Source organism: Streptomyces sp. NPDC031497, from assembly GCF_055580905.1.
In genome coordinates, this window is the sequence record NZ_JBVIKO010000001.1 from 757,660 (window position 1) to 771,636 (window position 13,977).

General features: G+C 72.6%; 11 protein-coding genes. 5 read left to right on the forward strand and 6 right to left on the reverse strand.

Translation table 11 applies throughout. The annotated features are described in order from the left end of the window. Positions 1-18 precede the first annotated feature (18 nt). Positions 19-2,880 carry a helix-turn-helix transcriptional regulator gene (locus tag ACZ5K7_RS03255; RefSeq protein WP_468909810.1) on the reverse strand — a complete coding sequence of 954 codons (2,862 nt, stop codon included), beginning with the start codon at positions 2,878-2,880 and terminating at the stop codon, positions 19-21. A gap of 642 nt (positions 2,881-3,522) precedes the next feature. Here ACZ5K7_RS03255 and ACZ5K7_RS03260 point away from each other — a divergent pair. From ACZ5K7_RS03260 to ACZ5K7_RS03270, 3 genes are all read left to right on the forward strand, one after another. Further along, positions 3,523-4,137, forward strand: a complete 615-nt coding sequence (locus ACZ5K7_RS03260) for a hypothetical protein (RefSeq protein WP_351709954.1) — start codon at positions 3,523-3,525, stop codon at positions 4,135-4,137. Between the two features lie 155 nt (positions 4,138-4,292). Continuing rightward, positions 4,293-4,697: an SsgA family sporulation/cell division regulator gene (locus ACZ5K7_RS03265; RefSeq protein ID WP_351709951.1), complete on the forward strand. Its 405-nt coding sequence runs from the start codon at positions 4,293-4,295 to the stop codon at positions 4,695-4,697. An 87-nt stretch (positions 4,698-4,784) separates the two neighbouring features. Then, the gene (locus ACZ5K7_RS03270; RefSeq protein WP_351709948.1) at positions 4,785-5,087 is read left to right on the forward strand and encodes a WhiB family transcriptional regulator; all 303 of its coding nucleotides are present in this window, start codon (positions 4,785-4,787) and stop codon (positions 5,085-5,087) included. 155 nt (positions 5,088-5,242) lie between these two features. Here ACZ5K7_RS03270 and ACZ5K7_RS03275 read toward each other — a convergent pair whose 3' ends face one another. Then, a complete protein-coding gene (locus ACZ5K7_RS03275; protein WP_468909814.1) occupies positions 5,243-6,640 on the reverse strand; it encodes a CHASE3 domain-containing protein in 1,398 nt (465 codons plus the stop codon). Positions 6,641-6,965: 325 nt separating this feature from the next. Between ACZ5K7_RS03275 and ACZ5K7_RS03280 the strand changes: the two genes are divergently transcribed. After that, the gene (locus ACZ5K7_RS03280; RefSeq protein ID WP_468909817.1) at positions 6,966-7,217 is read left to right on the forward strand and encodes a DUF5302 domain-containing protein; all 252 of its coding nucleotides are present in this window, start codon (positions 6,966-6,968) and stop codon (positions 7,215-7,217) included. 455 nt (positions 7,218-7,672) lie between these two features. Here the strand turns inward: ACZ5K7_RS03280 and ACZ5K7_RS03285 are convergent, their stop codons facing one another. From ACZ5K7_RS03285 to ACZ5K7_RS03300, 4 genes are all read right to left on the reverse strand, one after another. Continuing rightward, positions 7,673-8,323 carry a thymidine kinase gene (locus ACZ5K7_RS03285; RefSeq protein ID WP_351710214.1) on the reverse strand — a complete coding sequence of 217 codons (651 nt, stop codon included), beginning with the start codon at positions 8,321-8,323 and terminating at the stop codon, positions 7,673-7,675. Between the two features lie 215 nt (positions 8,324-8,538). Beyond that, positions 8,539-9,732: an alkaline phosphatase family protein gene (locus ACZ5K7_RS03290; RefSeq protein WP_468909820.1), complete on the reverse strand. Its 1,194-nt coding sequence runs from the start codon at positions 9,730-9,732 to the stop codon at positions 8,539-8,541. After that, positions 9,732-10,328, reverse strand: a complete 597-nt coding sequence (locus ACZ5K7_RS03295) for a DUF5998 family protein (protein ID WP_351709936.1) — start codon at positions 10,326-10,328, stop codon at positions 9,732-9,734. The genes ACZ5K7_RS03290 and ACZ5K7_RS03295 overlap by 1 nt, the downstream gene beginning before the upstream one ends. An 81-nt stretch (positions 10,329-10,409) precedes the next feature. Next, on the reverse strand, positions 10,410-13,355 hold the full coding sequence (locus ACZ5K7_RS03300; RefSeq protein WP_468909824.1) for a bifunctional acetate--CoA ligase family protein/GNAT family N-acetyltransferase: 2,946 nt from the start codon (positions 13,353-13,355) through the stop codon (positions 10,410-10,412). A 176-nt stretch (positions 13,356-13,531) separates the two neighbouring features. Between ACZ5K7_RS03300 and ACZ5K7_RS03305 the strand changes: the two genes are divergently transcribed. Next, the gene (locus tag ACZ5K7_RS03305) at positions 13,532-13,813 is read left to right on the forward strand and encodes an HPr family phosphocarrier protein (protein WP_351709930.1); all 282 of its coding nucleotides are present in this window, start codon (positions 13,532-13,534) and stop codon (positions 13,811-13,813) included. The last annotated feature ends 164 nt before the right edge of the window (positions 13,814-13,977 follow it).

The following is a 13,977-nucleotide window of genomic DNA, read 5'->3' on the forward strand; positions in this document are numbered from 1 at the left end:
CCGGATCGCGCCCGCGGTTCAGACGGAGGCGCTGGTCGACTCGACCTCCAGCGCGTACAGGCGGGCCAGTTGGACCCGGGAGCGGACCCCGAGCTTGTCGAAGGCGTACCGCAGATGCGCTTCCACGGTGCGCGGGGAGACGAACAGCCGTTGCGCCGCCTCGCGATTGGTGGCGCCTTGGGCGATCAGCCGCACCACGCCGAGTTGCGACTTGGTCAGCCCGCGCCATTCCGGGCCCGGGGCGGCGCAGGCGGCCGGGCCCGCCGTGGTGAGGGACCGGACGCCGAGCTTGCGGAGCCTGCCGCGCACCCGCCGCCCGTCGCGCTCGGCCCCGCACGTGGTGTAGAGCCGCAGCGCCTCCTCGAAGCGGTTCAGGGCAGTGGCGGGGGCGCACTCCCCGGCATCCTCCAGGGCGCGGGCCCGCAGCAGGGGGCGGGCGTCTCCATGGCGTTCCGCCGCCTCGGCGAGCAGTTCCGCGTCCAGGGCGAACAGGCCCCGCGCGTGCGTGGCGGCGGCCGCGAAAAGCGGCAGGCCGGGGTTGAGCCGGGCTCGCTCCTCGGCGAACTCCAGTGCCGCGGCGGCCACATCACGCTGCCCGGAGGCGAGTGCGGCCTCCACCAGCAGCACCACGTCCCCGGCGTCGACGCAGGTCACGTGGAGGAAGCCGTGGCGCAGGTGGGCGGCGGCCGCGTCGAGTTGATGACGGGTCAGGGCCTCGCCCCGGTCCAGGGCGACGAGGACCGCGATCCACGCGCCAGCCCTGCGCAACTGCCGGTCGTCGCCCGCGAGGTAGGCCTCGGCCAGGGTCGAGCACGCCTCCAGTTCGGCGTCGTCCCCGGTGTGGAAGGCGGTCCGGGCCCGGGCGCACGCCAGGGCTGCCTCGCTCACTGCGGACGTCCCCGGAGCGTGCGGTCCGGTCTCGGCCGCCGCCAGTTCCCGCGTCGCCTCCCGCAGCCGGCCGCCGTCCAGCAGCAGCCGGGCCCGCGCGGTGCGCCACAGGGGCAGGTACGCCCGGCGGCCTCGCTGCTCCGCCTCCGCCAGGCCGCCCTCCACCAGGTCTGCGGCGGCCGGGCCGTCGCCGGCCAGGCCCAGTAGCGCGGCCCTCCAGGCCGTCGAGAGCACCACTTCGAAGAGGGCGGGCCCGTACGCCGGGTCCAGCTCGGCGGCTTTCGCCGGCACCGGCTCGCTGAGTTCGAGCGCCTCGGTCCAGTGCTGCCGGTGGCAGGCGCTCATCGACCGGAGAGTACGCTGCGTCAGCTCGTTCAGCGGGTGCGTGTCCCGGTCGCGCGCCAGGGACCCGGCCAGGGCCTCGCCGGTCTCCTCGGCCTCGCCCGCCAGCAGACGGTTCAGCAGGGTGACCGAGCGGAGCTGGTCCTTCAGCTGCGGCGGGACGCCGTGGTGGTGCTGGGCCCGGCGCAGATGTGCCTCGGCCTGGGCCACCGGGAACCGGCCGCCCATCCGGGTCAGTTCCAGCCACACCTGGGCGTGGGTGGCCGCGTCCGGCGGCGCCTGAACGACCTCGCGGGCCAGTGCGCGGGCCTCGTCGGGCTCGCCGGTCTCCCACAGCAGCGGAATCAGCCGCGCCGTCAGCCTCATCTGCCGGGGTGCGGCGGCCCGGCTCAGGTCCACCGCGTGGCGCAGGTGCGCGGCGGCCGTTGCGGGCGAGTGGGGCGCAAGCTCCAGGGCGGCGGTCTCCAGGACGCGGATCGCGCGCTCGTCGCCGGGCTCGGCGATCTCGGCGATCTCGGCCGCGAGCGCCGCAGGAGGCGTGCCCTCCGCGAGCCGCAGGTCGACTGAGCGCCGGCGCACGGACAGTCGTACGGGCGGGGGCAGCGTGGCGACGACGGCGTCGCGGACCGACGGGGACGCGAAGGCGAGGTGTTGCTGCTCGACCCGCATCAGACCCGCCGCCAGCACCTCGCGCAGGGGCCGCAGCAGAACGGACTCGCGGCGGCCGAGCATCCGGGACAGGTGACGGACCGCGAGCCTGTCGCCCAGCACGCCGGCGATCAGCACCAACTCCTTGGCGTCGTGTGTCAGTTGGTCGAGCCTGCGGGCGACGACGGCCCCGGCCACCGGGTCCTCGCCGTCACGTACACCGTCGGCCACCTCGGACCGCGGGGAGAGAAGGGCGGCGCACAGATGCCGGACGGCGCCGGGCAGGCCGCCGCAGAGGGGCAGGTACGGATCCGCCTCCGCGGCCCGCGGCCCCAGATGGTTCTGAACCAGCAGCCGTACGGCGTCGGGGGCCAGGGCGGCGATGTCGAGTCGGGCCGCCCGCCCGGTGAGCAGGTCGCGGCGCAGTGACTCCACGGCCGGCATGTCGAGGTGGGACCGTGCGGCGAGCACCCACAGCAGCGGCAGCCCGGCGAGCCGCGCGGTGAGCGTGCGCAGCGCGAGCAGGGTCAGGTCGTCGCAGTGCTGCACGTCGTCGAGGACGACGACGAGCGGCCGGTCGCGGGCGAGGTTCCGCAGACCGTCCTCCACCCGCCGCATCGGCTGATGCGGAGAAAGACCGTCCTCCACCCGCCGCATCGGCTGATGCGGAGAAGGGGACTCGCCGTCCCCGGCGGCGGGCGCCGCGCCGAGAGCGTCCAGCAGAGGAGCCAACGGTGGCATGCCGCCCCCGGCGATCCCGCTCCCTGTCAGGACCAGGGCCCCGGCCAGGGCCGCCTCCTCGGCGGCGAAGGCCAGCAAGCGGGACTTTCCGGCGTCGGCGGGACCCTCGATCCACAACACCCCGCCCTCGTGGCGCTGGAGGTCCCTCAGCATCCGCCGAAGGAGATGCTCCCGCTGCGCACCATGCCTGTCCGGGGGCACCGCGGACACGGGGCCGGTGGTGTCGTTGGTCGTCTTCGGGATGTCAGTCGCCAGGATCAAGGCAGCCTCCAGTGGTCCGTGTGCCGCGCGGCCGGAGCGGTACCCCGCGCTGTGCGGCACTGGCCGCGAGCACGGCCGAGCCGGATGTGACGGGCCGCGTTTCGGGCCTCGGCATGGGGCCCTCACACGTGATGTGCCATCGGTCGTGACACAGGATGTGTCCTCGTCACGTCCGGTGGCTGTCAAGGACACCGGAGAGGCGGCGGGGGGCCCACTCCACGGGCGGTGTGGGGACAACCCGACGTCTGCGTGTGTCCCGGCCCGGATGCCGCCGGCCCGGCTCGGCCCGGTGCGAGCACACCGCCGCAGGTCACACGGTCGATGCAGGCCGCGGTGTGGGGCGGGCCCTACACAGGTGTGGGGAAGCCCCGAGGACGGGCGAGGGAGCACACGACAGACCCGGATGCGGCCCGCTCGGAGACTGGCGCTTGGTTCCAGGGGTTTGCGGCCCGACTCCCCCGCCACGGGGGCCGGGAGGGCCGGGTGGAGGAGCGCCGGTCAGGGAAACGCGATGCGACGGACGGCTGCCACGCCGGCCGCCCTTCGCGTCGACCGGCCCACGGGAACCGACGAGTTTCACCGACAGGACGAGGCGGCGCCGCGGCGCACCGAACTCTCGCGGCCGACGAACAGGACGTGCGAATGGCGCAGTTGGAGATCCTTCCCGACGAGGTCCGGCACCCGTTGGACCGCTCGGGGCTCCGGATGGTCGCGGGCCCGGGCGGTGCCCTCACCCGGGGGACGATGCTGGCCGGTTCACTGGCCTCGGCCGCCGTCGGAGGCACGCTGATCATCGCGCACGTCGGTACGGTGGCGGCGGCCGAGGCGCTCTTCGGTGTGCACATGGCCGTCCAGGGGGTACTGCAACTGCTGGCGGTCCACGCGTCGAAGGCACCGGTGGCGGTCCGGTGGACGTTGTCCGCCGGAGCTCTCGCCGCCCTGCTGCTCGGCGTGGTCCTCTTCCACGGCTGGACCGGCACCGTGGCCCTGCTCGGTGTGTGGACCGGGTGCGGCTGGCTGTTGCGGGGATTCACCATGGCCGTCTCGGCCACCGCCGCGTCGGTGAGCCATGTCTTCGTCTACGACGAGGTACTGAACGCGGTGATCGTCTCGGCGGGTCTGTTCATGACCGCCTTCCCCTTCTTGTCCCTCGGGCAGCTGACCGACGTCGGCGGCTCCGTACTGATGGCCACCGGTGGGGTCGAGGCGTTCGCCGCCGCACGCCGGCACCCTCGCACGCTCCGCGCCATCGACTGAGGCGAGCCCCGGTCCGGGACGGCGCATCGTCCGACCACCACGCGGCGAGACCGCAGGAGCACGGCAACCCACGTTTCCCGGCCGGTCGACCGGCCAGAAGCACGGCAACCCTCGTATCCCGGCCGGTCGACCGGCCGAGTCCCAAGGAGGCGACCATGAAGCAGTGCCACCTCTCACTGAAGATCACTCACTGGGTGTCCTTCGAACTCGCCCTCGAGCCGAACTGCGAGTTCTGGTACGACACCCATGACCCCCTCGCCGTCACGCTGGTCTTCGACACCTACGGCAAGCGTCCGGCGCACTGGGTCTTCTCCCGGGATCTGCTGGCCGAGGGCATGACCGCCCGTGCGGGCGAGGGCGATGTCGTGCTCTGGCCGCTGTACGACCTCGACGACGAGCCGTGCTCCTTCTCCGTGCGGGTGGGAGGCGCCCGTACGGCGCTCTTCGAGATACCCACCGGACCGGTCGCGCAGTGGCTCGACGCGACCTACGCCATGGTGCCGCGTGGGGCTGAGCTGGACGGGTTCGACTGGAACGAGCTGCTCCAGCCGGCGGAGTGAACGTCCGCGGTCGTCACAGCAGGCGTGAGCGGATACCAGGAAGCGTTTCCCGAACGACCGTCACACATCCCCTCCGGAAGGAAGACGATGCGAACCAACCCGCGCCCCCTCCTCGGCGACTGGCAGTGGCAGCAACGTGCCGCCTGCCGCGGCATGAACAGCTCCACCTTCTTCTCGCCGCCGGGCGAGCGGGGCCGCGCGCGCCGCGACCGGGAGGAGAGGGCCCGCCGCATCTGCGCGGGGTGCGAGGTCGTCGACACCTGTGCCGCCACGGCCCTGAAGCACGGGGAGACTTACGGAGTCTGGGGCGGGCTGTCGGACAACGATCGCCGACGGCTCGGCACGGGTATCGCCGACGCGGTCGAGCAGCGCGACGCGCCGTCGCGGTGACCGGCGGGCGGCGAAACCGCCCCCGGTTCTCGCGCCCGACGGTCGCTGCACACCCTGCCCCGGGCCTGGGACAGGCCGGCCGGCCGGCCGGCGGTGTGCGCGCCGGCAGGTGTCCCGATGCGGCATGTTCGCACGAGGAGATCTGTGTCTCCGGTTCAGGCCGGTATGGGTATCTGTATCAGGATGGTGGTGCCGCCACCGGGTGGGGAGTCGATGGCCAGCTTGCCGTCGAAGGCCGCCACACGGTCCGCGAGCCCCGTCATGCCGCTGCCGGCGGTGGCCCTGCCCACGCCTCCGACCCCGTCGTCGGCGACCTTGATCCGCAGCGCGTCCCCGAATTCGAGGGTGACGTCGATCCGGGACGCCTGGGCGTGCTTGACCGCGTTCGTCACGGCCTCGGCCACGACGAAGTACGCGTTCGACTCCACGGTCGAGGAGATCCTCCGTTCGTCCTTGCTCTCGACGACGGTGGGCACCGGGCACCGGGACGCCAGGTCGTTCACCGCCGCCACCAGACCCTTCACCGTCAGCACGAGCGGGTAGATGCCCGAAGCGAGTTCCCTCAGCTCGTTGATCGCCGTCTGCGCGTTGTCGATCGACTGATCCAGCAGATCGATCGCTGCCGTCTCGGTGTCGGGCAACAGTTCCCGCGCGAGCCGAAGCCCGATCATCAGGCTCACGAGACGTTGCTGTGCCCCGTCGTGCAGGTCCCGGGCCGTGCGCCGGTGTACGGCCTCGGTGCTCTCCATGATGCGTCTACGGCTGTCCTGGAGGGATGCCGCCATGGTGTTGAAGGAGGTGCCCAGGGCCCCGATCTCCGCCACCCTGCTGGGCGTTATCCGCACACTGAGGTCACCGTCGGCGAGTTCCTCCGCCGCGGCCGCCGCCCCACGCACCGGCCGCACGACCGCACGGTGCTGGAGCACCGTGAAGACGGCCACGAGCGCGGTCGACGCGGCGAGTCCCAAAGCGGCGGCGAGCACCGCCTGGCGGCTGTTGGCGCCCGCCGCGTCCGTGCGCTCCGCGAGCTGAGCGCGTTCGTCCGTCATGTACTTGTCGAACTGGGCCCGCAGGGCATCGACGCGCTGTTTGCCCTCGCCCGTCTCCTCGAGGCTGGACGCGGCGGGATCGCCTCGCCGGACCATCTGGACCAGCGGGACCGAGTAGTCGCTGAGAAAGGACTCGACACCGCGCGTGATCTGTTCGGCGGTGCGCCGCTGCCCCGGGGAGGTGGCGCTCTCGGTGAACCGCCGCGCCTCCGCGGGCAACGCCTTGTTCGCCGACTGCCACGGCTGGAGAAACTCCTCCCGCTCCGTGATCACATAACCGCGCTGTCCTGTCTCCAGGTCGAGGAGAAGCTGCTCCATGGTGCCTGCCTCCACGAGGGCCGTCCGGGAGGCGCGTCTGGCCGAGACGGAACTGTTCGCTTCGGAAATCGCCAGCAGCAGGACAGCGAAGGCGACGCCGATCAGCAAGGCGAGCAAGCCGCACGCCGCGACCGTGAGGCTCGTCAGCCCCAGCCGCCGGCCCGTGTACTCCTGCCGCGCGTTCATGTTCCGCCTGTCCCTGGATGGATCGAGACACCTGCGCTGCGCAATGTATCCGCAGGCGAGGAGGAAGACATGCCCACGCCCACGACGACAGGTCGTCCGGACACGCCCTCTGCCCATCGGTACCCGGCGGGAGGTTTCAAGCCAGTGAGACCGTCGTGACGCTATGAGATGTGCAGTGCGGGTTCACGGCGCTTGGAAAGAACGCCCTCGTTGTGTGCCGGCCGCGAGGCGCCACCCGCCGAAGCCCGGATGATGTCGCTTGCGCACCCCACTGCGCCCGGCATGACAAGCTGTGCTTCCCAGCGCCCGAACCCAGGAGATCGCCATGACCGCAGAGTCTGCATCCGGAGAAGGTTCGGAGTCGACCGACCCCGAGACGTCCGCTCCGGTGCTCGACAGCGACGACCAGGACGACCAGGACGACCTGAAACGCAAGTTCCGGGAAGCCCTGGCGCGCAAGCGCGGTGCGCAGGCGGACGCCGCCGGCCTTGCTGCGAACGGCGCCGGCTCGAAGGTCCGTGGGACGCACGGCCCGGCTGCGAGCCAGCGGTCGTTCCGACGCAAGAGCGGCGGCTGAGTCCAGCACATCCGCGATCCGGCGACCCTGCAACACGCCCTGGGCGCCACGGACTCGACCGGGGTCAGGACGGTGCGAGCGAGTTCGGTTCCGTCGGCGAGCGTCACCGTGCGCGCGGCCGGGGGCGCGGCGGCCATGGGCACGCCGAGCCGCAGGTCCAGGTCAGGCCCGTCCAGGTCGGCGGCCTGCCGTAACGTGAGGCGCTCGGCCGGCCAGGCACCGGTCCCGGACGACGCGCAAACCGCTTCCAGCGGTGGCGGGCGTCGGATCGCGGCTGTCACAACAGCCGTGCAGTCACCATGGTCACCCTCAACGGCACGGCAGGCAGGTTCGAGCCTCAAGAGGGGGCGAACGGCAGGACGTCCGGCGAGAGCGCGCCTCTCCCCAGCGAAGAGCAGATACGCCAAGCCCTGGCCGAGCTCACCGCTGAGGCCGCCAGGGCGCCGAACCCAACGTCAGGTCGATGCGACCGGCAGCACATCGGGGGACAGCGCCCCTGCCCGAGCCGCGGCACTCGTCATCCGCCTGCGGTGGTGGCGCCGGCACAGCACCTCGTACCCCACGTCCTCCGTCGGCCGGTTCACGTCTCCGACCACGACCTGCTCACCCTCGACCACCATCTCCCCACCCACCGTCCGCGCGTTGTGTGTCGCCCGGGCACCGCACCAGCACATCGCCTCGACCTGCAGCGTCTCCAGCCGGTCAGCCAGCTCGATCAACCGCTGGGAGCCGGGGAAGAGCCGGGTACGGAAGTCGGTGGTGATACCGAACGCGAACACATCCAGATCCAGATCGTCGACGATGCGGGCCAGCTGGTCGATCTGCTCCGGCGCCAGGAACTGCGCCTCGTCCACGATCACATAGTCGACCTTGCCGCCCCGCGACAACTGCTCCACCACATAGCCGTACAGATCCCGGTCCGGACCCGCCTCCACCGCGTCGGTCACCAACCCCAGCCGCGACGACAGCTTCCCCTCCCCCGCCCGATCGTCCCGCGTGAAAATCACACCCTGGAGCCCCCTGGCCGACCGGTTATGGCCGATTTGTAGCGCCAAAGTACTCTTCCCGCAGTCCATCGTTCCCGAGAAAAACACCAATTCGGACATCAGCGGACCGAGGCCTTCCCGGACGGACGAGAACAGACCCATCCAGCACCAACAGTGCCGGAACCGCACGAGACAACACCGCCCACGGCACCATCGGTCGATGGCGCATACCCAAGCAAGTCGGTCGACTTCCCGCAGTCCATGGTTCCGGAGAAGAAGGCCAGCTCGGGCATGGGGAGTTGAGCACCTTTCGGGAGTGGTGGGGGTCAGGGGCGCTAGGAGCGTACTTCGAGCAGCGGGACGAGCTGCTCGACGGGGGTCATCGAGCCGTGGTTGCCGACCATCGCCGACTCCTTGGGCTCCCGCTCGGAGGCGATGATCAGGACGTCGTCGTGCGCGGCCGCGACGACATCGCCGATCCGGTCGTACACCCGTGCGTCGAACCGGTCCGGCGGGCCGAACCAGCCGGCCGCGATCGCCTCGTCCCGGGAGGCCACCCAGAACTGCTCGCCGAGCACCTCGCGCCAGCAGGTCAGCACGTCGTTCGCGGCTCCGGGGACCGCGTACACGTGTCGTGCCCGGCCCTCGCCGCCGAGCAGGGCGACCCCGGCCCGCAGCTCCCAGTCCTCGTCGAAGTCGATGCGGTGCTGCTCGTCGAACGGCACGTCGAGCATGCCGTGGTCGGCGGTGACGTACAGCGCGCTGCGTGGCGGGAGCTGCTCGGCGAGCCGCTGCACCAGCCGGTCGACGTGCATCAGCTGGCCGCGCCAGGTGTCGGAGTCGACGCCGTACCGGTGCCCGGCGCCGTCCAGTTCGGCGTAGTACGTGTACACCAGGGAACGGTCGGCGGCGGCCAGTTGCTCGGCCGCGAAGTCCATCCGCTCCTCGCCGGTGAGCCGCCCGTGAAACGTTCCGCCGCTGAGCGCGACCTTGGTGAGCGGGGTGTGCTCGAAGGTCGGGGAGGACACCTGGGCGGAGTGCACACCGGCGTCGGCGGCGAGCTGGAAGACGGTGGGGTACGGCTGCCAGGCGGCCGGATCGGTCCACGGCTGCCAGCGCAGCTGGTTCATCAGCCCGCCGGTGGCCGGGTCGCGGACGGTGTAGCCGGGCAGGCCGTGCGCGCCGGGCGGCAGGCCGGTGCCGACGGAGGCGAGGGAGGTCGCGGTGGTCGCCGGGTAGCCGGCGGTGATCGGCCGTCCGGTGCCGCCGCGCGAGCTGCCGAGCAGCGAGGCCAGGAAGGGCGCCTCGTCGGGATGGGCCCTGAGCTGTTCCCAGCCCAGCCCGTCGACCAGGAAGACGCAGTTGCGGTCGGCCGCGGTCAGCTCCGTGATGGACGCGGTCATTCCGGGTACGGCCATCCCGGCGGCCAGGGTGGGCAGCAGGTCGGCGAGAGAACCGCTGCCGTACTCGGGCAGCGGCGCGGAACCGAGGGCCAGCGGTTCCGGATGGTCCCAGGTGGCGTACGCCATCAGTGCGTGACGTCCGCGGTCGCCTCGGAGATGGCCTGGGCGAAGGCGAGCGCCTGGCGCACCGTCTCCGGGCCGTCCCCCGCCTCGCTGACGCGCAGGCTGAGGTCGTCCGCCGTGGAGTTGCCCGTGTAGCCGTGGTCGGCCTCGCAGTTGGGGTCGCCGCAGGCGGCGGGCTCCAGGTCGATACGGGAGACGGCGCCCCAGCCGATGGTCAGCACGATCTCGCGGGGCAGGGTGCCCGGCGTGTACTGCTCCGGGTTGGCCACCACCCGGCTGACCACGACCGACGAGATCCGGCTGAGCTTCACCGACTCGGTCGAGGTGGTGGCGTACGGCGTCGGGGAGGTGGTGTCGGCGGCCTGCTCGTCGGTGTGGCTGACGATGAAGCGGTTGCCGGTGAGGACGAGCACGGTCACGTGTCGCCGCACCTCGTTCTGGTCGAACGTCGTCTCCTGGTGGACCAGGTACGACCGGATCGGCTCACCGCCCACGGAAGCCTCCACCGCCTCGGCCACGAGGGCCGGGTAGTAGCCGCTGCGCTCGATCGCGACGCGCAGCCCCTGGGTCGTCGTACTGGTCTTGGCCATGGCGTCCATCCTAATCCGTGGGCAAGGGGGGTCCGGGCCAGTCGACGCACCCTCTTGGAAAGCCACCGCGGGGTCGGGTGTTCGCGGCGGTCAGTAGGCGGGCAGGGTCCGCGGACCCAGGTCGCCGCGGGCGGGCGGGGGTGCCAGGCGGACGGTGGCCCCGAGGACGCTGACGCCGTGCCGGGCGACCACGACCGGTTCCAGGGTGACCGCGACCACCTCGGGGTGGTCGTCGACCAGTCTGGAGACGCGCAGCAGCAGCTCCTCCAGGGCGGGCGTGTCGACGGGGGCCGAGCCGCGCCAGCCGAACAGCAGGGGCGCGGTCCGGATCGACCGCACCAGCGAGGTCGCGTCCCGGTCCGTCACCGGGATCAGCCGGTGGGCCGTGTCCCCGAGCAGCTGCGAGGCGGCCCCGGCCAGCCCGAAGGACAGCACGGCCCCGGCCGCCGGGTCGATCACGGCCCGCACGACGGTGTCCACGCCCCGGGGTGCCATCCGCTGGACCACCGGGCGCAGTTCCCCCGGCGGCCCGAACAGCTCGGTCAACTCGGTGTACGCCCGGCGCAGTTGCTCCTCGTCCGCCAGGTCGAGCCGGACTCCGCCCAGGTCGGCGCGGTGGCGCAGGTGCGGGGCGGTGGCCTTGAGGGCGACCGGGTAGCCGAGGTCACGGGCGGCCGCGACGGCGGCCTCGGGGGTGGGGGCGGCCAGTGCGCGGTGCACGGCGACGCCGTACCTGCCGAGCAGCTCGCAGGTCTCCTCGGTGCCGAGGGTGAGCCCCTCCCCGCGCTCCAGCAGGGCGCCGATCAGCTCGGCTGCCCCCTTCTCGTCGATGTCGTCGTACTCGGGCACCTTCCCGGGGTCGGCGGCCTCCCGCCGCCACTGCGCGTACTTCACCGCTTCGGCGAGGGCCCGGACGGCACGCTCGGCGGCGGGGTAGGCGGGGATCAGCCGGGAGCAGGGGTGGGGATGGGGATGGGGGTGCTTGGCCGCCTCGTCGGCGGCGGCGGGGGGTGTCCGGGCTCCTGTCTCCACTGCGGTGGGCAGTCGTTGTCCAGGTGTCTCCACCGCGGAGGGCAGCGGTTGCCCAGGTGTCTCCACCGCGGTGGGCAGTCGTTGCCCAGGCCGGAACAGCTGGGCGCCGGGTGCCATGACGGCCGTCTGCGGTGCGGTGCGGCCGGCGGCCGAGAGCGCCTCCGCGAGCCCCCCGAGCTCCACATGCACCACCAGCACCGGCTTCCCGGGAACCCCCTCGGCCGCCGACCGCAGCGCCGCCGCCAGTTCCGCGTCCGCGACCGCCCCCTCCCCGATCGTCGGAATGGCCGTGACGACCACCGCGTCGCACGACTCGTCCGCCAGCGCCTCCGACAGCGCCCGATGGAAGTCCGCCGGGGTCGCCATGGTCGTCAGGTCCAGCGGCGGCGCCGGCCGGAGGCCCTCCGCCAGGCACCGGTCGTACGTCAGCAGCCCCAGCGACTCGGAGTTCCCGAGGATGGCCACCCGGGGCCCGGCCGGCAGCGGCTGCCGCGCAAGCAGTAGTCCCGCGTCGACCAGCTCCGTGATCGTGTCGACGCGGATCACCCCGGCCTGCCGGAGCAGCGCGGACACCGTGGCGTGCGGCAGCCGCGTGGCCCGTACCGCGTGCCCCTGCGGTGCCGAACCGGCGCTCTGCACCACGACCAGCGGCTTCGCCGCCGCCGTGCGCCGCGCGAGGCGGGTGAACTTGCGCGGGTTGCCGATGGACTCCAGGTACATGAGGACGACGTCGGTCTCGGCGTCGTCGTACCAGTACTGGAGGACGTCGTTGCCGGACACGTCCGCGCGGTTGCCGGACGACACGAAGGTCGACACGCCCGTGGTCCCGGTGACGCCGCCGCCGCGCCGGTGCAGCCGGGACAGCAGCGCGATCCCGATGGCGCCGGACTGGGCGAAGAGACCGATCCGGCCGGGGCGGGGCATCTCGGGCGCGAGGGAGGCGTTCAGCCGTACGTCGGCGGCTGTGTTGATGATCCCGAAGGCGTTCGGCCCGATGATCCGCATGCCGTACGTGCGCGCGTGCCGGACGAGTTCGCGCTGGCGTTCGCGGCCGTCCGGACCGCTCTCGGCGTACCCGGCGGCGAGGACGACGAGCCCCTGGACGCCGTGTTCGCCGCAGTCGGTGACGGCGTCCGGGACCTGCTCGGCCGGTACGGCGACCACGGCGAGGTCGACCGGCTCGTCGATGTCGCGCACGGAGCGGTGCGCGGGCACCCCGTCGACCTCCTTGAGGTCCTCGGGGAAGGCCTGGTTCACGGCGTGCAGGCGGCCGGTGAAACCGGCGTCCCGGAGGTTGCCGAGGACGCTGCGGCCGACGCCGCCGGGCGCCCGGCCGACGCCGATCACGGCCACCGAACCGGGGGTCAGGAGCCGTCGTACCGAACGGGCCTCCGCCCGCTGCTCCCGCGCGCGCTGGACGGCGACCGAGCGGTCCGTGGGCTCCAGGTCGAACTCCAGGCGGACCACGCCGTCCTCGAAGCTGCGCTGCTGGGTGTAGCCGGCGTCCGTGAACACCTTGATCATCTTGCTGTTGGCGGGCAGCACCTCGGCGGCGAACCGGCGGATTCCGCGCTCCCGCGCGACGGCCGCGATGTGCTCCAGGAGGGCGGATGCGACGCCCCGGCCCTGGTGGGAGTCCTGGACGAGGAAGGCGACCTCGGCCTCGTCGGCGGGCGCGGAGGCGGGCATGCCGTCGGCGCCAATGCGGTCATAGCGTACGGTTGCGATGAACTCGCCGCCGATGGTGGCCGCGAGTCCCACCCTGTCCACAAAGTCGTGGTGCGTGAAGCGGTGGACGTCCTTGGCGGAGAGCTTGGGGTACGGCGCGAAGAAGCGGTAGTACTTCGACTCGGCCGAGACCTGCTCGTAGAAGCTGACCAGGCGGTCGGCGTCGTCGACGGTGATGGGCCGGACGCGCGCGGTACCACCGTCGCGCAGCACCACGTCCGCCTCCCAGTGGGCGGGGTACTCGTGCCGGTCCTGCCGGTCCGCCGGGGTCTGCATGGGCCCCAGAGTACGGCTCGCGTCCGACAGTGGCGCGAGGCAGTCTGTGGAGGACGGAAGTCGGGCCGAGGCCGCGGTCCGACGACACACCCGGAAGGACTCACGTCCGCTCCGGGCATGCTTCACGATATGGGAAACTGGTCTAGACAACCCTGAACACCGAAGGGCAGCATCACATGGCTGAGCGCCGCGTCAACGTCGGCTGGGCCGAGGGTCTCCACGCCCGCCCCGCTTCCATCTTCGTCCGAGCCGCCACGGCCACAGGCGTCCCGGTGACGATCGCCAAGGCCGGGGGCAACCCCGTCAACGCGGCCTCCATGCTGGCTGTCCTGGGCCTGGGCGCCCAGGGCGGCGAGGAGATCGTCCTCGCCTCCGACGCCGAGGGCGCGGACGCCGCCCTCGAGCGCCTGGCCAAGCTGGTCGCCGAGGGTCTCGAGGAGCTCCCCGAGACCGTCTGAGCGTCACAGCGCCCGCACGGCGGAGGGGGGGGGGGGGGGGGGGGGGGAGGGGGGGGGGGGGGGTGGGGGGGGGGGGGGGGGGGGGGGAGGGGGGGGGGGGGGAGGGGGGGAGGGGAAGGGGGGGGGGGGGGGGGGGGGAGGAGGGGGCGGGGGGGGGGGGCGGG